Origin of the sequence: Corynebacterium lowii, from assembly GCF_001412085.1 — a bacterium.
Taxonomy (GTDB): domain Bacteria; phylum Actinomycetota; class Actinomycetes; order Mycobacteriales; family Mycobacteriaceae; genus Corynebacterium; species Corynebacterium lowii.
Genome location: NZ_LKEV01000004.1, coordinates 15,501 through 40,992, shown reverse-complemented (window position 1 = coordinate 40,992; position 25,492 = coordinate 15,501). Strand labels below are relative to the sequence as shown.

General features: G+C 60.7%; 18 protein-coding genes and 1 tRNA gene. 7 read left to right on the top strand and 12 right to left on the bottom strand.

The features are described 5' to 3' along the window. Window positions 1-221: 221 nt before the first annotated feature. On the top strand, window positions 222-1,952 hold the full coding sequence (locus Clow_RS06935) for an alkaline phosphatase D family protein (RefSeq protein ID WP_055178068.1): 1,731 nt from the start codon (window positions 222-224) through the stop codon (window positions 1,950-1,952). A gap of 28 nt (window positions 1,953-1,980) precedes the next feature. Here the strand turns inward: Clow_RS06935 and Clow_RS11760 are convergent, their stop codons facing one another. After that, window positions 1,981-2,343, bottom strand: a complete 363-nt coding sequence (locus Clow_RS11760) for a hypothetical protein (protein ID WP_156334735.1) — start codon at window positions 2,341-2,343, stop codon at window positions 1,981-1,983. Between the two features lie 355 nt (window positions 2,344-2,698). Between Clow_RS11760 and Clow_RS12150 the strand changes: the two genes are divergently transcribed. The 4 genes from Clow_RS12150 to Clow_RS06915 all read left to right on the top strand — a co-directional run bounded on the left by Clow_RS12150 (window position 2,699) and on the right by Clow_RS06915 (window position 8,695). Continuing rightward, on the top strand, window positions 2,699-2,824 hold the full coding sequence (locus tag Clow_RS12150; protein WP_281175668.1) for a hypothetical protein: 126 nt from the start codon (window positions 2,699-2,701) through the stop codon (window positions 2,822-2,824). 1,174 nt (window positions 2,825-3,998) lie between these two features. Then, window positions 3,999-6,677 (top strand): (Fe-S)-binding protein, encoded by a 2,679-nt coding sequence (locus tag Clow_RS06925; RefSeq protein WP_055178066.1) that lies wholly within the window; start codon window positions 3,999-4,001, stop codon window positions 6,675-6,677. A gap of 46 nt (window positions 6,678-6,723) precedes the next feature. Then, window positions 6,724-7,284, top strand: a complete 561-nt coding sequence (locus Clow_RS06920) for a DUF1707 SHOCT-like domain-containing protein (RefSeq protein ID WP_069724592.1) — start codon at window positions 6,724-6,726, stop codon at window positions 7,282-7,284. A gap of 157 nt (window positions 7,285-7,441) precedes the next feature. Continuing rightward, entirely contained in the window at window positions 7,442-8,695 is a 1,254-nt protein-coding gene (locus Clow_RS06915) for a pyridoxal phosphate-dependent aminotransferase (RefSeq protein ID WP_055178064.1), read from the top strand. Window positions 8,696-8,857: 162 nt separating this feature from the next. Here Clow_RS06915 and Clow_RS06910 read toward each other — a convergent pair whose 3' ends face one another. After that, a complete protein-coding gene (locus tag Clow_RS06910; RefSeq protein ID WP_055178063.1) occupies window positions 8,858-10,579 on the bottom strand; it encodes an ATP-binding protein in 1,722 nt (573 codons plus the stop codon). A 246-nt stretch (window positions 10,580-10,825) separates the two neighbouring features. Between Clow_RS06910 and Clow_RS06905 the strand changes: the two genes are divergently transcribed. Further along, a complete protein-coding gene (locus Clow_RS06905) occupies window positions 10,826-12,094 on the top strand; it encodes a YibE/F family protein (RefSeq protein WP_055178062.1) in 1,269 nt (422 codons plus the stop codon). A 52-nt stretch (window positions 12,095-12,146) separates the two neighbouring features. Here Clow_RS06905 and Clow_RS06900 read toward each other — a convergent pair whose 3' ends face one another. The 6 genes from Clow_RS06900 to dcd form a co-directional block, all read right to left on the bottom strand. Further along, entirely contained in the window at window positions 12,147-13,832 is a 1,686-nt protein-coding gene (locus tag Clow_RS06900; protein WP_055178061.1) for an AMP-binding protein, read from the bottom strand. A gap of 26 nt (window positions 13,833-13,858) precedes the next feature. After that, window positions 13,859-17,092 (bottom strand): bifunctional cytochrome P450/NADPH--P450 reductase, encoded by a 3,234-nt coding sequence (locus Clow_RS06895; protein ID WP_055178060.1) that lies wholly within the window; start codon window positions 17,090-17,092, stop codon window positions 13,859-13,861. A gap of 161 nt (window positions 17,093-17,253) precedes the next feature. Next, complete coding sequence (locus Clow_RS11755; protein ID WP_156334733.1) at window positions 17,254-17,406, bottom strand: hypothetical protein; 153 nt, start codon at window positions 17,404-17,406, stop codon at window positions 17,254-17,256. A 9-nt stretch (window positions 17,407-17,415) separates the two neighbouring features. Next, complete coding sequence (locus Clow_RS06890; protein ID WP_169786574.1) at window positions 17,416-18,357, bottom strand: GDSL-type esterase/lipase family protein; 942 nt, start codon at window positions 18,355-18,357, stop codon at window positions 17,416-17,418. A 259-nt stretch (window positions 18,358-18,616) separates the two neighbouring features. Continuing rightward, window positions 18,617-19,936 (bottom strand): UDP-glucose dehydrogenase family protein, encoded by a 1,320-nt coding sequence (locus Clow_RS06885; RefSeq protein WP_156334731.1) that lies wholly within the window; start codon window positions 19,934-19,936, stop codon window positions 18,617-18,619. Window positions 19,937-19,997: 61 nt separating this feature from the next. Beyond that, window positions 19,998-20,555 (bottom strand): dCTP deaminase, encoded by a 558-nt coding sequence (dcd, locus tag Clow_RS06880; protein WP_055178058.1) that lies wholly within the window; start codon window positions 20,553-20,555, stop codon window positions 19,998-20,000. Between the two features lie 110 nt (window positions 20,556-20,665). Here dcd and Clow_RS06875 point away from each other — a divergent pair. Beyond that, window positions 20,666-20,736, top strand: a tRNA-Gly gene (locus tag Clow_RS06875). Here the strand turns inward: Clow_RS06875 and Clow_RS11750 are convergent. The 4 genes from Clow_RS11750 to Clow_RS06860 all read right to left on the bottom strand — a co-directional run bounded on the left by Clow_RS11750 (window position 20,728) and on the right by Clow_RS06860 (window position 25,401). Beyond that, complete coding sequence (locus tag Clow_RS11750; protein WP_169786573.1) at window positions 20,728-21,435, bottom strand: Abi family protein; 708 nt, start codon at window positions 21,433-21,435, stop codon at window positions 20,728-20,730. The two genes, Clow_RS06875 and Clow_RS11750, sit on opposite strands and share 9 nt — an antisense overlap. Before the next feature lie 165 nt (window positions 21,436-21,600). Beyond that, a complete protein-coding gene (locus tag Clow_RS06870; RefSeq protein WP_055178057.1) occupies window positions 21,601-22,398 on the bottom strand; it encodes a hypothetical protein in 798 nt (265 codons plus the stop codon). 24 nt (window positions 22,399-22,422) lie between these two features. Next, on the bottom strand, window positions 22,423-24,114 hold the full coding sequence (locus Clow_RS06865) for a VanW family protein (protein ID WP_055178210.1): 1,692 nt from the start codon (window positions 24,112-24,114) through the stop codon (window positions 22,423-22,425). 147 nt (window positions 24,115-24,261) lie between these two features. Continuing rightward, window positions 24,262-25,401, bottom strand: coding sequence for a glycoside hydrolase family 3 N-terminal domain-containing protein (locus tag Clow_RS06860; RefSeq protein ID WP_055178056.1), 1,140 nt, complete (start codon window positions 25,399-25,401; stop codon window positions 24,262-24,264). Between the last annotated feature and the right edge of the window lie 91 nt (window positions 25,402-25,492).

Genomic DNA, 25,492 nt, shown 5'->3' with positions numbered 1-25,492 from the left:
TAGCGGCACTACGCCACTGCCCAAGACATCACCGCAGCTCTCCGCGCGACCATCAAAGTGATGGCCCAGCGGTACTGGTGAATAACAATTAACGAGAATCTAAAATCTCCATGAACTTTAGCGCGCAGGCTACGGCCAATCCGGACCCATACCCACCCCAGTGGTTACGCTACTTACGGTTACTCACTTCCCGTTTCCCGTCGTTTCCTAGGAGCCACGCCGTGAACTCCCCTATCGCCCGCCGCAACTTCCTCAAAAGCGCCAGCCTGCTGGGCGTCGCCACGCTGGGCGCCAGCACCATAGGCCGCAACTTCCCGCGCGCCCGCGCCGAGGGACCCGGCGCGCCTTTCCAACACTCCGTGGCCTCTGGCGACCCGCTAGCTACTGGCGTTATCATCTGGACGCGCGTTACTCCCATCCCCGAAGCCGTGCCGGGATCCGGGCTCGGTGAACCCACCACCGTAGCCTGGGAGGTGGCCACCGACGCCGAGTTCGCGGGCGTCGTGCAGCGCGGCGAGTACCGTACCTCCGCCGATTCTGACCACACCGTCAAGATCGACGTCCAAGGTCTCCAACCTGCCACCGCATATTTCTACCGCTTCCGCATTATCGACGGACCCGCCACCGGTGCTGTCTCACGTACCGGGCGCACCCGTACCACTCCCGCCGAGAGCGCAGCCGCCGCGCATGCTCGCTTCGGTGTGGCCAGTTGCTCGAACTTCGAGTCCGGCTACTTCCGTGGATACCGCGAGATGGCCGAGCGCGAGGACATCGAGTTTGTGCTTCACCTAGGTGATTACACCTACGAGTACGAGACCGGTGGGTATAACGGCCTCTACGACACCCAGGTGCGCACGGTACAACCTGCTAACCGCACCCGCACGCTCACCGATTACCGTATCCGCCAGGGCATGTACCACCTCGATCCCGACCTCGCGGATCTGCACGCAGCCAAGCCGATGATCGCCATTTGGGACGACCACGAATTTGGTGATAACGCCTGGCGCGAGGGCCTGGGCGGCAATTCCGCTGCCGCCGACGATAACTTCACCGCCATCAAAGCCGAGGCCAGCCGCGCCTACTTTGAATGGATGCCGGTGCGCCCCGCCGGTCCGGATTATGCCGGACTCGACCAGCGCCTGTACCGCACGCTGCGCTACGGCAACCTCTTTGAATTCATCATTCCCGACCTACGCTCCTACCGCGATGTGCAATTGCTGCAATACGGCCAGGCCAACCGCACGAATACCCACCCCGACTTCCTGCGCAAGGCCGCCGACCCTTCGCGCTCCATGATGGGCTCCGAGCAGTTCCAGTGGTTCTCCGATTCACTGACAGCCTCCCAAGCCCAGTGGCAGATCGTGGCCAATGAAGTGATGTTCGCCCCCATGACCCTGCCCGATAGCATCGACCCCCGCGTACATTCCTGGCTGGTGGATAAGCTCGGGGTGCCCGACCAGGGCTTCCCCCTCAACGTAGACCAGTGGGATGGCTTCATGGCGGAGCGCCAGCGCATCATCGACCTCATTGCGGGTAGCGATATGGGCAACGTAGTATTCCTCACTGGCGATATCCACTCCTCCTGGGCCAGCGATATCCCCCGCGACATCTTCGCCTACCGCTCCCAGCGCGGCGGCCAGGCAGCTGCTACCGAGTTCGTGGCGCCCTCCATCACGGCCCCCGGCATGCTCGAAAGTTTGGCCTCCAAACCCGAACTCACCGAACCCATGCGCGCCGTGCTCTTCGGTGCCCAGGAGGGCCTGAAATTCATGGACCCCTGGTACAAGATGATCGACTTTGAGCACCACGGGTACATGACTATCGACGTCACTCCCGAGCGCGTGCGAGCCGACTGGCGCTACACCGCCGACGTTCTCAGCCCCGCCACCCCCTTCTTCGACGGTGCTTCCTACCAAACCTTCGCCGGGCAACCGGGGGCAGTGCGGGTGTAAGTCGGGGGTGAGCGCACCAGGGCTTGGCTCAGGAGCAAGGGTTGTTGTAGTCCCCCTCCACCTGGGTGAGCTGGCGCGCATAAGCGCCCGAGGACCGCTGGGCGGCACTGCACGCTGCGGCGCGGTCCGCGCCATAGTCGTAGTAGATGGGGATGATGTACCCACCGTCATACTCAGCATCGACGAACGAACGCCCCTGGCTATCCGGCTTAGTGGCGCGCAGGGACGGGCACGCCCCCGGCGTGGTGGTCTTGGCTCCCGGGTAATTATCGAGGCGTTGCTGCACCACTTGATCCTCGCCCGGAAGGCGCTCGCGCAAAACCACACTCTCCACGATCGTGATGTACCGGCCATCGCACTGCGGCTGCTCGTAGGCGGCCAGGCTCTCCACCCCGGCTAGAGGGTTCGACCTTCGGGGTTGAGATGCATTTTCCTGCGCGCTGCGCTCCCCAGCGCAAGGGATGACAGAGTCGATGATCTCCTGGGGAGCGCCTTGAGCGGCAAGGTCTCGCGTATCCCAACAGGACCAACTCGTGTTTTGTAGAGTACCCGCGCTCGGCACTGGTTGCCATGCGGAGCCATCCCAACGAAGCGGAGAAAAGTCCCTGCTCGTGTGAGGCAACATCGGGTGTGCCCACTGCCCATCGCAGTATTCCACTATGGTGTCCCCCGGCCCCGCATCGCCGCTGTTCCAAACGATGCGACTGGTGCCCGCCAAGGGGACCAACTCCCCACACGCATCCACGTTGTTCCGCTCAGTCGTCCCGCTCCCCGCAGTGTCCACCGACGTCACCGTGGCCAAGGTCGCTGCTCCTCGTTTCTCCTCCTCGGTGCGCTGTGCCGTAGCAGACGCCACGGAGGCCTCCGCTTGAGCGGAAGCGTCCTCTCCCGTTACCCCTTCCCCAGTGCCACAGGACACAAGCGCACCCGCACCCAGGATCATCACACACGTGATTCTCCCGCGAGAAAACCATTTTGTCCCCATATACGCTCCTTGTTCGGCCGCAGCAACGGCACTCTCTTCTAAAATTACCTGATTAATACACACCACAGAATACCCCATGAGGCACCAAATAAAAACAGTAATGGTTATTTATAAACATCACACCAGGTGTGGAAATATTTTCGCGCCAATACGGATTTCCTCCTATGCAACAGAACCAATCCCCATCCCGAATCACCCCACCGAAATCCCACTACCACCTCACGGACTCGCCGTTTTTAGATGCAGCAACCCCGCATTCAGTATCGAAATTATACAGAGCCCACCCACCTACACCGCCGGTCAACGCTTAACGGCGCCTGCCCGCTACGGAAAACTCCGCTTACTTACCCAGAGCTCCACGACTCACGCGGCACTACACCGATACCCACCACACAGAAGAAAACCTCCTATTCACAAGCGCACTGAGGGAAACATCGTCTCGCGCCGCCCCGAGAACAAACTCTCAATGAAGGGAATGAAAGGCTCTTACCTGAAAACTTTCCGGAGTAGATCCACACCTCAAAAGAACAGGAAAGGCCTCCGCGCTCTCTTCCATGTCCTCCATCACGTCCGCAACGAGCCTCACCTGCACCAACTTCGCGCCCCAATTGGTTCCCTCCCGACCACACCCCTACCCCTGACAGCGGGTTCCCACCAGCGCGAATGGTCCATCCCCTACCCGACATCACGCTCCCACAAAATAGGGGAATCCGCTGCACAATCCCACAATAGAACCTAGTCTCATGCCTATGTTGGACGCAGAGATCATCCAGAACCTCAACGCCGTGCTCGACGGCGCCCTACAGCAGTGCCAGGGCTAAGAGCCCCTTCACTCCCTGGCGTGTAGCCCTCCACGGCGAGGACTACACGCCAGGTTTTTCTCTGTTCAGAGCCCGCTGGATCTATCCGCCCCCTCGGCCCTCACCACGTCGCGCCACGCCACCCCAGGAGCACCGCGCCGCCACGGAGCCAGGCCCCGAGTCGAATACTTGGAACCAGCGCCCCACCACCCTTTAAGGTAAAGGGAAAGCACTGTCTCCCTCCCGTCGGTAAAGAAGCGCATGTCCACCACCTCCGTTGTCCTCGGCACGCTCGGCGTGCTGCTCTCGCTGCCCGCGTGGTTCCTCTTCGGCCGCGCCGCCTGGCGCATCTTCCGGATCGTCGCCTCCGGCACGGCCTCCCCGGGCCGGTTGAGCCACCCTCTGAGCCGCCTGGGCCGCACCCTGGTGGAGGTGTTCGCGCACCCTAGGATGATGCGCAAACCCTGGGTGGGGGCGGCCCACTGGCTAGTGATGGTGGGTTTCCTCTTCGGTTCCCTGGTGTGGTTCGAGGCGTATATCCAGGTGTTCTATCCCCCGGGCGGCTGGCCGCTGCTGCACCACCGGTGGGCCTATCACCTCGCGGAGGAGGTTCTGGCGGTGGGCACGCTGCTGGGGATCGCGTTACTAATCAGCCTGCGCCTGCGCCTGGGCCATGCGAATAAGGACAGCCGCTTCTACGGCTCCAACGCCACGGCGGCACGCGTGATTGAGGCCGTGGTGTTATGTGAGGGGCTGGGCATGCTGCTGGTCAAGGCCGCCCAGATCGCCACCTACGGGGGCGGATCACCATGGGCGGATTTCCTCAGCGTCCGCCTGGCCGCACTGCTTCCCGCCTCACCGACGCTGGTCAGCGTGCTTGCCTTGGTCAAGCTCCTTGGCGGCTTCGTGTTCCTCGCGGCGGTGGCCCTGCACCTTAATTGGGGCGTAGGCTGGCACCGCTTCCTGGCCTTCTTCACTATCTTCTTCCGCCGCGAGCGCCCGCTTGGCCCGCTCAAACCACTCCACGCCGCCGACGGCCGCGCGCTCACGATGGAGACGGTGCGTGACGATGACCAACTGGGCGTCGGTACGCTGCCCCAGGCTCCCTGGAAAATGCTTCTCGACGCCACCTCTTGCACCGAATGCGGGCGCTGCCAGGAACTATGCCCGGCGTGGAATACGGATAAACCACTGAGCCCCAAACTGCTCATCAATTCCCTGCGGGACGTCGCCTTAGATAATGAGAAATATCTGCGCGATCCCTCCTTGTACCGGGCGGACGCCTCCGAGGCCGGAATTGACGTACTCAAGCTCGTAGGCACCAATCAGGCCATTGAACCCGATGTGCTGTGGAGTTGCACCAATTGCGGGGCCTGCGTGGAGCAGTGCCCGGTGGATATTGAGCACATTGACCACATTGCAGATATGCGCCGATTCCAGGTACTCGCGGAATCTAACTTCCCCTCCGAATTGGCGGGAATGTTCAAGAACCTAGAGGTCAAGGGCAACCCCTGGGGGCGCAACTCCGCCGAGCGCGCCACCTGGGTGGACGAGGCCCGCCGCGACGGCATTGAGGTACCCGTGGTGGGTGAGGACATCGAGGACTTCTCCGATACCGAATATCTCTTTTGGGTGGGCTGCGCCGGGGCCTTTGACGACGAGGGGAAAAAGACCACCCGCGCCGTGGTGGAACTACTCCACACCGCAGGCGTAAAATTCGCGGTGCTTTCCACCGGAGAAAACTGCACCGGCGATCCCGCCCGCCGCGCAGGAAACGAGTTCCTTTTCCAAATGCTCGCCACCGATAACATCGCCACCCTCGATAGCACCTTCGAGGGTGTGCCCCAAGGGCAGCGCAAAATCATTACCACCTGCCCACACTGCTTTAATACGCTGCGCAATGAGTACCCAGATTTTGATGGGCGCTACGACGTTTTCCACCACACCCAATTGCTTAACCGCCTGGTGCGCGAAAAGCGCCTAACCCCCGTGCCGCGTGGCCCAGAAAACCGCAAGCCCATTACCTATCACGACCCTTGCTTCCTCGGCCGACACAACAAGGTCTTTGATCCCCCGCGTGAACTCCTGGGCGCCACCGGCATGGAATTGCGCGAAATGGACCACAACCGCAACGAGGCATTTTGCTGCGGCGCGGGCGGGGCGCGCATGTTCATGGAGGAAAAGCTCGGCACCCGCATCAATGAGTTCCGTACCCAGCAGGCGCTGAACACTGGGGCCGAGGAAATCGCCGTGGGCTGTCCCTTCTGCAACACCATGATGAGCGGTGGGGCGAAGGCGCTGGCTGGTTCCGCAGAGGAACCGGCTACGCCTCCGCAAGTGCGCGACGTCGCCCGGCTGCTGCGCGACTCCGTGCTGGTAGACGGAGCATTGCCCGCCCCACGCGAACGGTCCTTCCTCGAAGAGCCCGTGCGCACGCCGATTCCGTTGAAGCCAAAGAAAAAGGCCGAGGTTCCTAGCAAGGCCATTCCTCCTGCCGCTGCTCCCGCGACGCCGAGCGCTCCCGTTCCCGCGCCGCCAGGGGGTGGGACACCCCTGCCCGGTAGCGCGGTACCCGCTCCGGGTAGCGTTACTCCGGGGGCACCAAGTGTTCCGCAGCCAGGTGCTGTGGTGCCCATACCTGGTAGTTCGGCTCCTATGCCTGGAGGTACGGTACCGCGTCCGGGCTCAGCCGTGCCGGCCCCTAGCGCGACCACGCCTCCGCCGCCAGGTTCTACCGTGCCCCCGGTCCCACAACCTGGTACCGCCGTACCCACACCAGGTGGTGCCACTCCTCCGCCAGGGGTTCCGCAACCCGGCAGCGCGGTACCGCGCCCAGGCTCAGCCGTGCCTCCGGCACCTCGGCCTGATACCGCAATACCCTCCCCAGGCCAAGCTATCCCGCTGCCTCCTTCTGCACCCGATGAGCAGGACGAGGGCTGATTTTCCCTCCTGTTGGCGGGATTGACGGTGCGGTATCATCAAGCACATGAGCCACAACGTCCGCCTCAGTGATGATGACCGCTCCCAAGCAATGTCTGCATTGGGGGTGGCTTTTTCGCAAGGGCGCCTGGACGTTCACGAGTATGACCGCCGCTGTCAAAAGGCTGCCGCCGCGCAGTATCGCCACGATCTCGATGTGCTCTTCGACGACCTCCCACTCATGCACCCTCAGGCACAGGGGCACGAGGTAGTGCTTTACACCAACCAGGAAATCGCCGCTGCACACGCGGCCTCCCGCAAACCTCGCTTAGGGATTTTCCTCCTCTCTTCTCTAGGAGCCTTTGCTCTAGCAATTGCGGCCACTGATGGGACCTTTCTCCTGATAGCACCCGCCGTTTTTGTGCTGCTCTACGTACTGAAGATCGGCCCCGCCTCCTGGCACACTCCCAGCCCTCAGCAACTACACCGCCAGCGTCTGCGGGAAATCAAGAAGGAAGAGCAACGTCAGGCCCTAGAGCGGCGCGCACAACGGCGCGAGATTCAAAACGAGATCAGTACCGCCGCCTATCAAGCGGCACGCAACGTGATGAACCGACACAAAAGGTGACACTCTTGTCACTAGAATATCGCATAAATATTTATCCGGTGACCTGCCAATTTACAAACTTTCCCACATGAAGTTACATGCCAAGTGACACTGCGCGTGTCACTTTGTCACTTCAAATGTCACTAACCTCGCCCCGCCCGCGCTCTATGATGGGTCCATGAGTGAAGCACCTAACCCCAAGCAATCCCGCAAGCGCCGCGAGTTCGATCAATCGGAGAAGATGAAGAATGTTCTCTACGAGATTCGCGGCCCCGTAGCTGCCGAGGCCGAGCGCATGGAGCTCGATGGGCACCGCATCCTCAAACTCAATACCGGCAACCCCGCGGTATTTGGTTTCGATGCCCCCGACGTCATCATGCGCGATATGATCGCCGCTCTGCCCACCTCGCAGGGCTACTCGACGTCGAAAGGCATCATCTCGGCGCGGCGCGCCATCGTTACCCGCTACGAACTCACCGAGGATTTTCCGCACTTTGACGTCAGCGACGTATTCCTGGGCAACGGTGTTTCCGAGCTCATCACCATGACCACGCAGGCACTGCTTAACGACGGCGATGAGGTACTCATCCCCATGCCCGATTACCCCCTGTGGACGGCCGCGACTTCTCTGGCTGGCGGTACCCCGGTGCACTACCTGTGCGATGAGGAAGATAATTGGAATCCCTCGCTAGAGGATATTCGCTCCAAGGTCACGGATAAGACCAAGGCCATCGTGGTGATTAACCCTAATAACCCCACGGGCGCGGTGTATTCGCGGGAGATCCTTAACGGGATCGTCGATATTGCCCGTGAGCATGACCTGCTGATCCTTGCCGATGAGATCTACGACCGGATTCTTTACGACGATGCCCAGCACATCTCCATCGCTGGGCTGGCTCCCGACCTGCTCACCATCACCTTCAACGGTCTTTCCAAGGCCTATCGCGTGGCGGGCTACCGCGCGGGGTGGATGGTGCTCACCGGCCCCAAAAACCACGCTCGCGGGTTCATCGAGGGCCTGGAACTGCTGGCGGGTACACGTCTGTGTCCCAACGTCCCAGCTCAGCACGCTATTCAGGTGGCACTGGGTGGGCGACAATCCATCTATGACCTCACCGGCGCACACGGCCGCCTGCTGCGCCAGCGCAACGTGACCTACCAAAAGCTCAACGAGATTCCCGGCGTGAGCTGCGTGAAACCGATGGGCGCGCTATACGCCTTCCCCAAGCTCGACCCCAATGTGCATGAGATTCACGATGATGGCCAGCTCATGCTCGATCTCCTGCGTAAGGAGAAGATTCTGATGGTGCACGGCACCGGCTTTAACTGGCCGACACCCGATCACTTCCGCGTGGTGACGCTGCCGTGGGCCTCGGAGCTGGAGGACGCCATCGAGCGACTGGGCAACTTCCTGAGCAGTTACAAGCAGTAGGTGCTTGGCGACGGCGCGGGGCTTGGGGTGAGGTGGGGAAGTTTCGACGGAGTTTCGACAAAAAACTTCGTCGAAACTTTTACACAACTTTTCCTGCCACTAGACGCTCGGCCACCAGGAATCGCCAGTTCAGGGCGATAATTAAGAGTTTCGACAAGTTTTTTACGGTGTCGAAACGCGCATCCAACGCACCCCAGCACCGCGCGAAGGACCCGCAGCATCCTTCTCGATGGTTCCCGCCGCCTTCAATTGACGCAGAACTACCGTTACCTCGCTCGATGTCGAGCCGGTAGCCGCCACAATTTCCCTGTTCGTCAAAGAAACTCCACCCACCAAATGGGCTTCCACCCATTCTTTCACCGGAATGGGGGCCATAGCTTGAGAGGATTCCAGCAATTCCCTCGCCTCTTCATTGAGAGCCCACACCCCATCGTCAAGGGAACGAACAAAACCTCGACGAACCATAAACTCCATATTCTGGCGAGTATCCCGTTCCGAGGTTTGCATCTCTACGCTTGCCTTCTTCAAGGTGAATGTCGAGTGCACCATAAGATTTTTCAGCACGATAACCACATTGACATCCCGGGCAAAGTCAGCCCCATACTCTTCACGCACCGCAGCAAGAGTTCTAATGAATCGCTTGTCCGGCTCTCCGGCATAAAAGGTCACGTCCACGTGGTAATCATCCGCCTCCACATCGGGAATCTCCCTTCCAGAAGAAAGCATGGAAAGCCACATGCGGTCGAAACCGCGCGATGCCTGTTCTGCCAGCCCCAAGCGATTCATCGCGTGCATTAATCGCTGATTACGCGGTCTCGACGGAGTGGAAAGCAAACGATCCGCACGCACCTGCGGCGGTAGACTTCCCGGAGAGCTCACCTTCAGCATGAGCGCCGACTGGTCAATAACGATGGGTTCCAACAAAACCCAATCACGGTGCACGAGTGCATTGGTAACCGCCTCGTCTACCGCCTGTGAAGGAAGCAGAGGAATAGGGACCTCCTGCCCTAAATGAAGGTCCACTCGCACCAGTTCTTCATCGGTACGCTCTTTAATACGCTGCTGCAAGAGCCCCGCTACCAGCACTAGAGGTTCATCGAACACCACTGTCTGCGGTTCGCCAGCAGGAGTGCGTCGATAGTGATACCGCACCAGTGGGCGGTACCCACGCGGAGGTGCAAAAAGTATCTCTCCCGCGATAGTGATGCGACCATCGTCCGTAAAAAGATCCAGGGCATTCAAGAGCCCTTCCGGCCCCGAGGGAATAGCGGCAATATCGCCTCGTGATTGCAGGCGGTTTTCCAAAAGATTCCTGCCGCGTTCAAGGGCCACGGAATCAAGATCTTCTGAGCTCACAGAAGAGGCCATCGCGGTGTGATCTGGATTCAACCTCTTATACTCCAACGCCCGCCGATATTCTCCCTGCAATGGCATACAAGACTTATCGGAACGGTAACTAGCGGAGCCATTCTTGCGCGTATATACCGCGAGGCCGCGAGGAACACGAATGAGTACCAGGCGGCATCCTCGATAATCAACCGGCCAGGCCTCCACTCGAAGATTGGGGGCGGTTCGATTAAACACCCTATCCGCAAGAGCCTCCGCAGAGCGTTCCGTACCACTAAAAGATTCCGGCCCGCCCTTTTTATCGTTTACACCAAATACGATGTAACACTCAGGCTCCTCACCATTGGCAAAGCACAGAGAAGCATCAACGATAATCTCATAAGCCTGCGCATCAGGATTCTTCTGCCGCTCGTTATGAATGGGGTCCTCTTTAAAATCCAGCCACGCCGACTCTACCGAATCCGCGCTCGCCCCATCCCACACACAATCCAAGGCCTCCCGAACTTTCTCCGGGATCTCACCACGCACGCTCTCCATGCGCTCAGTCTACCGCGTTACGGCAAGTTTCGACAGAGTTTCGACAAAAAACTTCGTCGAAACTTTTACACAACTTTTCCGGCCTCCAGCCCCCGAAAATCAACAAAACACCAGGCCATACCCCCAATCGAAAGTTTCGACAAGTTTTTACACGGCGTCGAAACTTGCATAACTACTTCCGCCACAGCGCCCTATCGTCTACCATTCTCCTCTAATAGGAACGGTTCCCAACACTAAAGGAGCGCTATGGGCCGCCACTCCTCTCCCCAAAACCAGCCACAGCAAACGGATTCACCCAAGAATCTCACGCTCCCCCGCCTGGCCCTGCTGCTCGGCATCGCCCTGGCCGGACTCGCCTCCACCGTGGCCGTGGTATTCAACTGGCCCAACTCTCAAGAAACAGAGATTTCCGATTCCTTCTCCGCTTCCTCCTTCAACCGCACCCTGGTGGAGGGAACCGTTACGTTAGTGGATAACAATGCGTGCAACTCGCCGTCGATAAGCACTGTCTTTGAGGGCGCACCCGTCACGCCGCTGGAAACCCCTACCCAGGATTGTCGCCGGGCGCTGGTGGATATTACCTCCGGGGACTTTGCCGGGCAGCGCACCATGCTGGTCACTCATGGGCTGCCGGGCGAGCCGGACTTTGAGGAGGGGCAGAAGATTTTGCTTTCGCAGACGCGCACCGCGGACGGTGGCACCACGATGTCCTTTGCCGATTATGAGCGCACCACCCCGCTGCTGGTGTGGGGCGCGGTGATTGTGCTGGCGCTGGTGCTCTTCGCTGGGTGGCGCGGGGTGCGCGCGCTGGTCGGCCTGGGCGTAACCCTCGGCATGATTGGCGCGTTCCTGCTGCCCGCGCTCGCCTCGGGCCACGATTCCGCGCTCCTCGCCGTGATTACCGGGGCGCTGGTGCTGCTCGTGGTGGTGCCTCTGGTGCACGGGCTGAATTGGAAGTCCGCGGCCGCGCTCGGCGGCACCCTGCTGGCCCTGCTCGTGGCCGCCGGACTCACCTCCATTGGGCTGAGTAGCACGGGGGTGCGCGGGCTCGGGGACGATGAAAACCTCACCATCATGCTCTATCTACCAGGGGTTTCGGTGCTGGGGCTGCTGGCGGCGGGCTTCATCATCGGTACTTTGGGAGTGCTTAACGACGTCACGATTGCCCAGGCCTCCACGATCAACGAGCTGGCAGAGCTCGATCCTCAAGCAACCCCCTGGCGGCTTTTCCTCGGGGCGATGAAGGTGGGGCAGGATCACATCGCCTCGGTGGTGTACACCCTGGTGCTCAGCTACACGGGTGCAGCGCTTCCGCTGCTTCTGCTCATCTCGGTGGCTCAGCGCCCCCTGGGAGAAACGCTGAGCAGCGACGTAGTAGCCACGGAGCTACTGCGCTCCGGCATCGGCGGGCTGGCTCTCATTCTCGCGGTACCGCTGACCACGCTCATTGCCGCGTGGACGGTACCGGAGCGGGGCAGCGGAGAACGGAACGACACCGGAGCACAACAGGCATAAAAGAAAGGCCGGGCACTTATGGCCCGGCCTCCCTCACAAACTCACAGCAAACTTAAGCCGTGGAGTGATCCGGCAACTCGGGGCGGATCACCTTGCCCATCGGGTTGCGCGGAAAATCCTTCATGAAGAACACGTCGCGCGGGGCGTGCGCGGCGGAAAGCTCCTCCACGATGATGCGGCGCACCTCTTCCTCGCTCAGGTCCTCGGCGGAAACGCCCTCGGCGCGGATGATGTAGGCGCGTAGGGCCTGGCCAAACTTGGCGTCCTTCACGCCGTGCACGTGGGCGTCCTCCACGCGGGGATCACGAATGAGCAGATCCTCCAACTCGGAGGGGAAGATCTTTTCACCGAACTGGGTAATCACCAGGTCATCGGCGCGGCCCAGCACGTAGAGCAGGTCGCCCTTCTTGTAGCCACGGTCGCCCATGCGCAGGAGCTTGTTGACCACACGCACCGGGGCATCGGGGTCAGTGTAGCCCACGAACATGTCGTAGCAGCCCGCGTAGATCTCACCGATCTCGCCATCGGGGAGCAGGTTGCCCTCGTCATCGCGGATTTCGATGAGGTAACCGGGGTGGATACGGCCGGTGAGGCTGGTGTCCTTAGCCAGCAGCTCCGGCGGGGAGATAGCTAGGCCAGCCGTCTCGGTGGAGCCGTAGCTGTTGCACAGAATCGGGCCGAAGATGTCCACCACGCGGGTGACCTCGTACTCGGTGAGGGGGCTGCCGGAGGAGCAGATGAACTCCAGGCCATCCACGTGCTTCACTCCGCGATCATCCAGCTCCGCAATGATGGAACGCAGGCGCGAGGCTGCCGAAACCCAGGCATTGACCTTGTACTTATCAAAGATGTCCAGGGTCTCGTCCACATCAAAGTGACGGCGCGTGATGATGGTGGAGCCGGTAAGCATAGCAATCAGCATGTTTGCCCAGCCATAGAAATGGAAGAGCACGCCGTGGAGCATCACGGTCATGTCCTGGCGCCACGGGATTGCGGCAAAGGCCGGGGCGATGCCCTGCGGGGAAACCAGCTGGCGACGCACCACGCCCTTGGGCATGCCCGTGGTACCGGAGGTCATCACCACGTGCACGGACTTGGTGGGCTTCTCCGGGAGGCGGTCCTCGTTGGTAATCAGGTGCGTCTCATCAATGATCTGGTTCAGGGTAGGCAGACCATCCGGTACGTCCCCTTCGGTGTGGCCGATGATGATGTTGAACTTTTCCTTCGTCTCCGGCAGGAGGCGATCGTAGAACTCCTGGTCCACGATGAAAGCATTGATCTCGTGGTATTCGAGCACCTTGTGAATCTGCGGGCCAGAGCTGTTCGCGTTCACCATGAAGATGTGATAGCCCAGCAGCTGGCGGGCGCTCAGCGGGAAGATCGCGGCGCGGCCATTAAGGGCCATGACGGCCACGTTGTCGCCGTCCTTGACTCCGTAGTTCTGAAGGCCATGCGCCAGGCGATACACGTGGTCGAAGAACTCCGCGTAGGTGAGCTCGCCCTCGTCATCCACCAAGCCCAAGCGATCGGGGTGGCGCTGAGCGGTGAGCGCCAGCGTACCGCCTTCCAAGCTGCCCCAGCGCTTGCGCAGCTTGATCTCACCCGGAAGATCCGCCAGCGGAGACGTTTCCAGCACGCTGCGCTGCTTCATCGTCTTGAGGAAGAACAGGAACTGCTTAATGATCTCCTTGCGCGGCACGCCATGCGTGCTCTCGGGAGTCAGGGTGTACCTAGCCATTGAAATACCTCTCTTTACTGCAAAAACTAGTCGAATACGTCGCTGACGTAGCTGAACTCTTCGTGCTCCATCCGCTGCACGTATTCCGCCGCCTCGTCGGCGGTGAGGCGATGAGCCTCGGCCACCATGCGGGTGATGGTGCGCCGCACAGAGGGAGCAAGGCGCTCGGCGTCGCCGCATACGAAGAACCGAGCTCCCTCGGCCACCATCGCCATGACCTCATCACGATCCTGCCACAAACGATCCTGGACGTACTTGATAACGCCGTCAAGACCCTCCTCGGGGTGCCGGGAGAAGGCAGGCCGCATGTCCACCGCGCCCTGCTGCGTCCATGCCTCGAACTGCTCGGCATAGAGGTAATCCGAATCCTTGCCGTGGCAGCCATAAAAGAGCAGGCTGCGGCCCGGAGTCACGCCCTGTTCCTCAGCCCGCAGGGCCACATCCTCCACGAAAGCTCGCAGCGGGGCCAGTCCGGTTCCCGCGCCAATGAGGATCATCGGTCGGGTGACGTCCTCCTCCGCGCGGAAGTGCTCATTACCCGGCACCACGCTCACCGGCACCGAGGCCCCTACCGGCAGCTCGGAAAGATACGTGGAGGCAATACCGGTGTACTGGCCCCGGCCAGACCACGCGGGCTCATTAATCACGGTGAAGGTCAGCGTGGGGCAGTTGGCCTCCTGAGTAAGCGCCGAGGAGGAAATGGAATAGCGGCGCGGCGCCAGCGGCTCCAGCATATTCACAAAGTCCTCAAAGCTGATCTGCACCGAGGGGTACTCTTCCAGCAGATCCAGCACGCTGCGGCGCTTCTTCTGCACCTCTTCTTCGTAGGTCTGCTTTTCCAACAGATCCATCAGCCCTGCCTTTTCCGGCGGGCACTGTGTGGCCTGGGCCAATGCTTCTACGTGGCGACGCCCCGCCGGCAGCGTGAGCTCCACGTATCCGCTCAGCAGTTCCGCGATACTCAGCGGCTCGCCCAGCGGAAGGAAGCTCTCGCGCCCATCCAGGCGCACACGAGTATCCGCGTTCAAGTTGAACTTGGCCAGCACACGATCCACCAACGGCTGCGGATTGCGCGGCAGCACCTCTAGGTAATCACCGGTGCGATACGTAACACCCTCCGGCAAGCGGATAGCCACGTGGTGCTTGGCGCGGATCGGCCCCTCATCAAAGGTGGGGCTCATCGCGTAGCTTTCCTCCACCACGCCGCGAACAAAGCCCTCGCTGTTTTCCGTGCGCAGGGTTTCACCTCGGCCGCCATCGACAATCTCCAGGCTCACCTTCTCCGCCACGCTGGCCTCGGTATGCTCCACCTCTTCCAGCTCGGCCACGGCCTCCCACAGGCCCTCGGCCCACTCCTCAAAGGTGCCCACGTAATCGCTACGCACGTCGCCCGCGCCGCGCTCCACGATGCGCTGAGCGCCGAGAGCGGCCAGCTGGTCGTCGATAAGCGTGGGAATGCGGTGGAAGGTGGCGGCCCATTCGCTGTTGCCGCAACCAAAGACGGCGTAGTTTACGCCGCTGAGGTCGATGCTGGCGTCGCTGCTAATCCACTCCACGAACTTCTTGGCATTATCCGTGGGTAGCCCCTCATAGGAGGCGGTGCAAATGAGCACCGGGCCTTGCGTGGAGATATTCTCCACGGCGTCATCCAGATCGAGGGTGGTCACCTCATAGCCCTGCGCGGTGGCAAAGGCACCCAGGCGGCGCGCGAAGTTTCGGCTGGTACCGGCATTGGAACCCACCAAGATCTGCACGCTGTGCCCGTTGGGTTCCGTTTCCACCTCGGCATGGGCCACGGGACACTCCATGCCCGTGGCATCGGCATCCACGCCCGTGGTCTTTTTCTCCTCGCCACGGCCCACATAGGGGCACTCGGGGCGCTGACGCACATTGATATAGAAATCCTTGGGCTTAGAGGTCAGTCCATCGAGCACCTCAAGCTGATAATCCGGATCGGCAAACTCAATATCAAAGTGCTGAACCACCAATGAAAGCACCATTGTGGCCTCTTGTAAGGCAAAGGCGCGACCAATGCAGGAACGCTGACCATTGCCAAAGGGCTTCCACGCATTGTGCGGAATCTTCTTAGCATTTTCAAAGTCAAAGCGCTCGGGGCGGAACTCCTCCGGGTTATCCCAAATCTTGGGATCACGGTGCATAAGCGGAAGAATCACAAGGATCGTTTCCCCCGGATGCACCTCAAAACCCTCGTGCTCCTCATCGGCACCCAAAATGGTAGTCTCATACGGAGTAACAGCAAAAGCCGGTGCCGTGGGATACAGGCGCAACCCCTCGCGGAGAATCTGGTCAATATAGCCCAGATCCTTCAAGTCGCTGTATTCCGGGAAACGCCCGCCGAGCACCTCATCCACCACCTTGCGGGCCTTCACCCACACGCGGGGATTCCTCAGCAGCTCGTAGATGGCAAAGCTGAGTAGGCCGGAGGTGGTCTCATGGCCGGCGATGAGGAAGGTCACCAACTGGTAGCGCAGGTTCTCATCGGACAGGGCCTCGCCGGTCTCGGGGTCCTTGGCAGACATCATCACATCAAGGATGTCCTCTTCGCCTGCCGGGCTGGGGTTTTCGCGGCGCTCGGCAATGAGGGTATCCACCGTCTCCCACATCGTCGCCACGTTCTTATCAAAGCGGCGCTGTCCCAGAACGTTGAGCTTCTTTTGCAGGTCCAGGGCGTGCGCGCGGCGGCCAGATTCCGCCAGGCCATCACCCATCGCCGCGATGAAGGGGTGGAATCCCTCAGAGTAGAAGGAATTAAAGCGGTAGCTGAAAGAGCACAGGGCGATGGTGTCCAGCGTCAAGCGGGTGAAATCAGCGGGAACATCCACCTTCTCATCGTTGCGGGCACGAGCCCACTTAAACATGAACTGATCGGCAATATCGCACATGCCGTCGTACATGGACTTGAGGGCTACCGGGTTGAAGGCCGGCATGAGGATACGGTGTGCCTTGGCCCATTCCGGGTCCTCTTGATCTGCGGTAAACAGACCATTACCGGCAAAACCACGAATCTCTGTCAAAGCAGAGTGCACCACTTTTTTGAAACGAGTTTCATCGGAAAGCTCGTTTACCAGGCGCTGGGAGCTGACCATATAGACCGGCTCATGCCCAGGAAAATGCTGGACGTAGACCTCCCCATATTTTTGTCCCAGCTCGATCATGGACTGGACAAGGTTGTTGGGATTGATGCTGTAGGCAGTTCCGATACCGGGTAGCGGTTTGGGGCCGGGAACAGCGGTGGTCATGGAAAGTAACGATCCTTACTTTTTATTCGGAAAAAGTCAGTGGAATTAACAATGGGCTAGGGATTTCCTGATAATCCCGTCCAAAGTTGGACCAAAGAAGAAAGGTGCCTCGTTCCGGAGTGATCGAGGCACCAGGTTAAAACCCTGCGGGGTGAAAAAGCTTAGCCGTAGTACTCAATCAGCTGGCGGGTATCCGGCCATGCGTTGAGGGTACGCTCCGCAAAGTCATCCAGGTTCAAGGTGCCGGTGAGGTGCACCAAGGGGGTGGTCAGCGGGTAGTCATTGATGATCTGAGTCAGCAATTCCGGGCTCATGGTTACTCCTTATGCGTTGTATTCCTGTACCAGGCGGTTGGCGTAGTACGCGTGGCCGGCATCGGTGAGATGGAAGGTGAAGTTATGCGGTGCATCATCGAAGATTGCCGCGCTGAGGCGGTCCGGGTTCGGGGAGCAGCCGTTGTTGTTATTGGCCAGGTTGATCTCGCTGACCATATCCAAGTAGCTCGCCCCACCAGCCTGAGCTGCCGCGCGCTGGGCGTTGCGCAACTCATCTTGATAGTAGGACACGATGGGGAAGTACCAGTGGGAAACCATGCCAAGCAGATTGGTACCGCAGGTGTGGTTTGCGCCATCCGTCTGATCCGGCAGACCAAGCATGACCACCTTGGCGTTCGGTGCCGCTTCCTTGATGCAGTTCAGCGCGCGAGTCACGTTCTCGTGATAGAGCGCGTTGCGGCGCTCCTGGCCCACGTTCTCGTAGTTGCCCGGCTGCCAGAGATCATTCACACCGATGGAAATGCTCACCAGCTTGGTACGACCATCCAGGGCACCGGAGGCCAGAGCCTTGGAAACCTGATCGTTGATGGTGTCGTGAGGAATGGCGCTCTTGGGGTTTTCCTCCATGTAGGCGGTGGCACCACCACAGGAGTAATCCTCCAAGCGCAGGCCCGTCTTTTGAGCCACCTGGGTGGGGAAGTTATTAGCACCCTGAGCACAGAATCCATCGCGGATGGTGGGCCACTGAATATCCAGGCCCTGGTTCTTCGCGCGGGTCACCATGATGTCCAGCACCGTGGGGTTCGCAGCCACAGAATCACCGAAGCTGACGTAGCTCTCCTGCACATCCTGGTTAACAGGAGCAGGTGCAGCAACCTTGGGCTGCGGGATCGGCACCGGAGCCTTGGCCACCTCACCAAGGAACTGTGCAACATCAGCAGGCGGCTGATTCTCCTGCGCGAGGGCAGTTCCTCCCCCAGCAAGGCTCATGCCCGCAACCGCACATGCAGTAGCCAGGGCAATCGAGACCCGTCGTTTCATTGAACTACCTTCCTCAAAACTCAACTGTCACTCAGGATACAAAAGTAGCCTACTGCGAACTTAACCGGCAACTATGCTGCGCCCATCATATGCTGCATATTTCCCAGCCAAGCGGCTACCAGCTTTTCCTCTACCAAAAATCAGAATCAATGGTATCCGCGCCACGCAAAAACCTCAACAGAAACTTTCACCACACCAGACCCAACCGTCACACGGCCCTGCCCAGTGCACAGACCTCCCAGCCGGTTTCTTGCCAGCGCGAAAGGTCCAAAACGTTGCGCGCGTCAATGAGGTTGCGCCGCTCCACCAGATCCGCCGTTTCCTGCGGGTCAAGATCGCGGAACTCCTGCCACTCCGTAGCCAGAATCACCACCTGCGCATCGCGCAACGCCTCCTCCACAGAGGGGGCATAGGTCAGCGTGGGGAATACCCTTGCTGCATTCTCCATCGCCTGCGGGTCATAAACCGTTACATGCGCCCCCGCCAGGGAAAGGGAACCCGCCACATTCAACGCCGGGGAATCGCGCACGTCGTCGGAATTGGGCTTGAACGCTGCGCCCAGCACGCACACCCGCACCCCAATGAGGGAATGCTCGCAGAAGCGGCGGGTGAGCTCTACGACGCGCTCGCGACGTCGCTGGTTAATGGCATCCACCTCGCGCAGGAAGGTGAGCGCCTGGTCCACCCCCAGCTCCCCCGCGCGCGCCATAAAGGCCCGAATGTCCTTGGGCAGGCAGCCCCCACCGAAGCCCAGGCCCGCGCCTAAGAACTTGCGGCCGATGCGGTCGTCGTGCCCGATGGCGTCGGCAAGCGCCGTGACGTCCGCCCCGGTGGCCTCGCAAACCTCGGAGACGGCATTAATAAAGGAAATCTTGGTAGCCAGGAAGGCATTAGCGGAAACCTTCACCAACTCCGCCGTGGGCAGGCTCATGGTGAGGAAGGGCGTACCCTCCGCGATGGGCGCAGCGTAAATCTCCCGCACGGTTGCCTCGGCGCCGGAGCCCTCGCGCAGGCCCAGCACCAGGCGGTCGGGGTGGATCGTATCGTCTACCGCGTGCCCCTCGCGCAGAAACTCCGGGTTCCACGCGATCTCCACGCTCGCCCCCGGCCGCACCAGGGAATCAGCCAACTCCTGCAACTGCGCGGCCGTGCCCACCGGCACCGTGGACTTCCCCAGAATCAGGTGCTCGCCCTCCAACAGCGGCACCAACTCCTCAATCACCGCGCGCACATAGGTGAGGTCCGCGGCATAGGACCCGCGCCGCTGCGGGGTGCCCACCGCCAGAAAATGCACCTGGGAATGCTCGGCAGCCTGCGCATACTCCGTGCTAAACCGCAGCTTCCCCGCCGCCAAGTTGCGGTGCAGCACCTCCGGCAGACCCGGCTCATAAAAGGGAACGGTGGCGGCAGCCAGGGCGTCGATCTTGCGCTTATCGACGTCCACCCCCAGCACCTCGTGCCCCAGCTCCGCCATGCAGGCCGCATGCGTGGCCCCCAGGTATCCGGTTCCAATGACGCTCATCTTCATGCCCTCCACTGCTACTCCGCTTGAGTAAACAGGGGCTGAACCGGGGGCAAACAATTAAGAATTATTGGAAGTTCAGGTACGCCTTCGAGGCCGTCGGGCCGCGCTGCCCCTGATACTTAGAGCCCAAACTCGACGCCCCATAAGGCACCTCCGCCGGAGAGGACATCGCAAAGAGCGCCAACTGGCCCACCTTCATCTCCGGGTACAAGACGATGGGAAGGTTAGCCACATTAGACAGCTCCAGGGTGATGTGGCCGCAAAAACCGGGGTCGATGAAACCCGCCGTGGAATGCGTGAGCAGACCCAGGCGCCCCAGGGAGGACTTACCCTCCAAGCGGCCGGCCAGGTGCGCGGGGAGGCTGAACTTTTCCAGCGTGGCCCCCAGCACGAACTCCCCAGGGTGGAGCACAAAGCTCTCCTCCACCTCCACCCAACTGGTGAGGTCATCCATCTTCCGCTTGGGGTCGATGTGGGTGTACTTGGAATTATTGAATACGCGGAAGAACCTATCCAGGCGCACATCCACGCTGGAGGGCTGAATCAGGTGGGAGTCATAGGGCTCAATACCCAGATCGCCCTCGTCGATGGCCTTGCGAATATCCCGGTCGGAAAGAAGCACAACCACGAGTGTAGCCGGTGGCGTGCAGGGGGTTTCCTGGGGCTCGCCGCGATGGTGTAGAGTGTTACGCAGCGCTCTTGGCTGTACATAGGCCATGTTTAAGGCGCTGTGCCGATGTAATTCAATGGTAGAATGTCAGCTTCCCAAGCTGAATACGCGGGTTCGATTCCCGTCATCGGCTCTCTTTATTTAAAAAAGTGGGCGTCTGCGCTAAAACCTGTTCCACAGTGCTCGTTGCAATAATGTAGTCAGCCAGAGGCGGCAAAAGCATCCGCGCAAGATTGACAATGTTTCTCTGCGCATTAAGCAATACATTTTGCTGCTTCAGAGTAAAAAATGGCTCATGATGTGAAGCACGGTTTCGAACTATATTCACCTTTCGTAGCGCATACTCCACTGCTCTCCTATCCGTCCCTTGAGGGAATGCATGGTGGAGAAACGGTATCCACAGACTCTTCTCATGCGCCGCATCAGTGAGATTTCTCCAAAAACCGAAAGGTAACTCAGCAATCACCTGACCCGGATCAGGATACTTAGCTCTAACTCGGTTTCTTGCATCAGCAATACTAGCTCGGTTCCGAGCATTCAGATCAACGTTTCCACCACGACGACGGGCACGAATCAACGGTGCAATAACCGGCGAGGAGCTATCGAATAGCCAGTGCAGCTTTCCATCCCATGCTGCACTAATCTTCTGGTCATAAACATTACGAACAGAAATTTCTATGTGAGCAACATCGTGCATAACCGCACTAGCAAGTTGCAGATTCCACTCATACAGTTCGAGCCCCGCCTGCACAGAATATCCAGCCACGCAAAGATATCGCTGCCAACGCGGCTCCGACAGCCACGTCTCAATCCAATCCAGCTTATCCCCCACAGTATTGCCCCCGCAATGAAAATATCCATGCCCCGGCGAGAATATCTGTAAGATTTCTCCTTCAGATAGCGCTCCACCGGGGCTTCACAAAGAAGTATAGCAAGCCTTCTAAGCAGTGTCAAACACCAGTGTCCGCGCCGGCCAGCCAACGGACCCTAAACACCCCTACACCACTTCCCGCACCCGCCGCGTCCCCGCGGCCCAGGCCCGCGAGTCCGGCAGCAGTAGAAGCACCAGGAGGGCCAGCAGGTAGGGCACGTAAATAAAGCCCGCATAGGCCAGATTCAACGGCATGAGCCACACCCACAAGGAGAGCACCAGGAGCACCACTGTGGAGGCCACCGCCGCCGCGTGAGCCATCGGATTGCCACCGCGCAGCGCAATGGCCACCACGGCGATCCCGTGCAGGCAATACAGGGCGGCGGCAAAAGCCATGATGGCAAGCGAGGCCACCAGGCCCGCCGTCATGACATGAGCCCCGGTCCCCATGCCGTACATCTGATTGAAGGCCTCAAAGTTCTGCCGCTCGTGATGAGCGGTGAGGTAGAGCAGCACCATCGCCAACAGGGAGATGAGTGCTCCGCCGAGCGCCAGGCAGGCGGCGCCGTTGACCACGGCGGGTGCGGCCTTGAAGGCGGCCATCAGTGAGTTCGGGGCCGATACCTTCTCGTAGCGGTACTGCACGCGGCGCACCGGGGCTTCCTGGCCGGCGAGCTCCCTTAAATCCCCGATGGTGATGGACGTTCCCTCGGGGGCGTCCAGGCGGGCGTCGTAAAGCCCCCTCTTGGCGTTATCCCCCAGGATGGCGCGGGCGGTGGCAGCCTCATCGTAGGCGGGGTCGTTTTTCGCTCCCCCGCGCGCAAGGTGATCGGCAAGCCGCGCGTCCAGCGCGGCGGCGATCTCCTCGCTGCTGCTCTCCCGGTTCAGCCCCAGAGATTCATAGAGATTGTAGTGCTCACTCATGGGGCAAATCCTAACAGTGCGCGTTTAACTGCACTTCACGATCGGTTGCGGGTCATAGACCGTAGTGGTTTCCTCGCGGCTGATCTCCGCACCGGAGAGGTCCTTGATAATGCGGGTATCGGAGGTGGTAAAGCCAGGAGCGCCGGAGGAGGCGGAGCACTTATCTCCGGAGAGGTTGAGCGTTTCCGGGGAGGTCTGCGCCCAGCGGCCACCGTTGATGGATTCCACGTTAACGGTCTTAACACCCATGAGCTTCACCGTGACGCTGCCGTCTCCCACGGAGGTATCAATACGCACGGGGTGGTCGGAATCATTGCGGAATTGCAGGTCAATGGCGCCCTCGTACACGGTGGCCTCACGGCCAGCGGGGTAGCGGGAAATGTAGTAGCTGTGCGGAGTGTGGGCCACGTCCGTCATGCCCGCAAAGTAGGAGGCGTTGTACAAGGTGGTGGCAAATTGGGAGATGCCGCCGCCCACGGCCTCATCGGCGTGGCCATTGAGGATAATGCCGCTTTCCACATAGCCCTGCGCCTTACCGCGCGGGCCGGTATAGCCGTTGAGGGAGAAAGTTTCGCCCGGGGGCACCAGCGCACCATTGACGGCCTGAGCCACCAGGGCGATATTCTTGCCCGAGGCCTCGGAGTAACCATCCGTGGTGAACTCCCCCACCACCTCGTCGAAGGTCGCGGCCTCGGCGGCCTGGGTGGTAAAGGAAGCCGGCTCGTCAATATAAATCACGTCGAACTGGCGCGGCTGCGTGCCCACGATGCGATCGCGCAGATGGGTGGCGCTCTTATCCCAATCGATGCTCACGCCGTCCACGTGCGGGGTCACCCGCTTGGAACCACCGGCAAAGGAAATCTGCGCGTTGGTGCGGGTGCGTTCCGTGCTCGCCAGGCCCTCAGCCAGCATGGCCTGGGCGGCCTCTAGGTTCACGTCGGTGCGCAGTGCGCCCTTATCGGGGGCGAAGGTCACCACCTCACCCATGCGCTCCACCGGAATCACGCCCTTGACCCCATCGCGGCCCTGAGCCACCACGGGAGCGGAGACGGCCTTGGCGGCGTCGCCCTCGGCGGCGCGCTGCACGGCGTCGTTGCGAATATCCGGCTCCACGATCTTGGCCTCTATCTCAATGCCCTCGGGATTGAGCCATTCGGAGGTCACCCGCTTACGCAATTCCTCGCGGTTAATCTCCTGACCGTTGACAGCGGGATCGGTCACCACGCGGCCCGCCTCAATAGCCACCCCGCCGTTGTGGGGTTCACGGCTAAGATCCCCGCGCACGCGCTCCAGGGTGGCGGTAAAGGCTGTGTCATCCGCGCGGCTCACGATGTCCACCTCATAGGTGTCAAAGAAACCCCGCACGCGGGTAATCGGGTTGAGCGATTGCGCCCCGGCGTCCTCCACCGTGGCGGCCCAATCCGGGGCCACCCCGGAATCCGCCGGAATAAATTGCGTGAACATTTCCCCGGCGTGGACAGAAACGGGCTTGATAGCCACATCCCCAAGTTCTGTCTCCAATTTCTCGGCGGCTTCTTCTTTGGCCATGCCGCCGATTTCCACGCCGCCCACGGTGGCGCCCCTGGGAACATTTCCCCTGGTGAGAAGGAGGTCTGCCGCATATACGAGGGCCACCAAAGCCAAGGCACCAAAGATGATGGAGAGGGTGATCCACAGGCCGCGTCGGCTACCGCGCTGGTCACGAGAGTCAGTCACGGTTTCAGCGTAACCACCCAACCCAGGAAAAGCATATTTGCCGCCCCGGCGCTCCCCCGCCCCCGCACGCGGGGGCACAACGTGGGCGCTCGCCTGCCTGTTAGGGGCGGCCACCCCCACATGCGGGAACGCAGCACCGGCGCCCCGTTATTGCACAGTGGTGTGCGGGGTCCACCCCGACGAAGCCCGCAGGCGTTCCTCCGGCAGGCGGCCATCCTCCACGGCGGCCACCACCTTGTCAATCGCCTCGTCTATGGCCTCCCCGGAGGACCACAGGGCGCGGTCCGTGCCCGCCACGATGGCTTCCACCACGGCGTCGGCAGTAGACATGCGATCCGTGATCGCCTTCATGCCGGAAAGATCATCGGTGTAGATGGTGCCGCCAAAGGGAGTCCCCTGGGGGTAGGCGCCGCTGCGCAGCAGGGCGTAGACCGCCGGGTCAATGCTAGAGGGGGTATCTCCGGTGCTCAGGCCCGGAATCACCAGGTGCCCCATCATCACCCCGGCGCCCTGCGATTCCCTCAAGGCCGGGCCGTAGGCGCTCAGGTCGAGCTTTTCCAGCTCCTCCAACGGCGGGGTCACCGCAGCGCCCTGGTGGGAATCTCCGCTGGCCGCGCCGTGGCCCGGGAAGTGCTTGAACACCGGCTTCACCCCGGCAGCATGCAGGCCGCGGGCAAAGGCGGCGGCGTACTGCGCGGCGCGCTGCGGTTCCGTGGCAAAGGAGCGGCTTCCGATGATCGCCAGCCCCGCGCTATCCACGTCCAGCACCGGAGCAAAATCAATGGTGATGCCGTGGTCATGCAGACTCATACCCAGTTCCTTGGCAAGGTCCTCGGTTTCTTGCGGGCTCAGTTTCTCCGCCATCTCACGCGGGGAGGGGAAGTTTCCCAACACCTCGGTATGGCGCTGCACACGGCCACCTTCATAATCAATGGACACGCTAAAATCGCGCCCCACCTCCTTGCGCAGCGCCTCGATATTGCGCCCCGATTCGGTGAGGATAGCCGGGTCCGCCCAGCTGGTGATGAAAATACCGCCCACGCCCTGCTTCAACTTTGCCAGAGCGTCGTCGTAGTCCGTCACCCCCACCACCATGAGGGAGGCGGCCATCGCGCGGCGTTCTTCGTCGGTGCTTATCGACGCCTCCGTGGGCGCGCCCTCCGTCACCGTCACGGCGGATTCGTTATAGGCAGAGGTCAACGCAGCCTCCTGATCTCCGCTCGTGCAGCCTGCCATCAGACCCACCGAGAGGACCAGGGCCACCGAACTGGATTTATGAAAGCGCATTTTCCTCCTTGGCTTGTACTTGTCCCCTCACGTTAACCGATGCCCGCTCTCATAGATCCTTACGGTGAGCAACAGAACAACACCCCTCCTA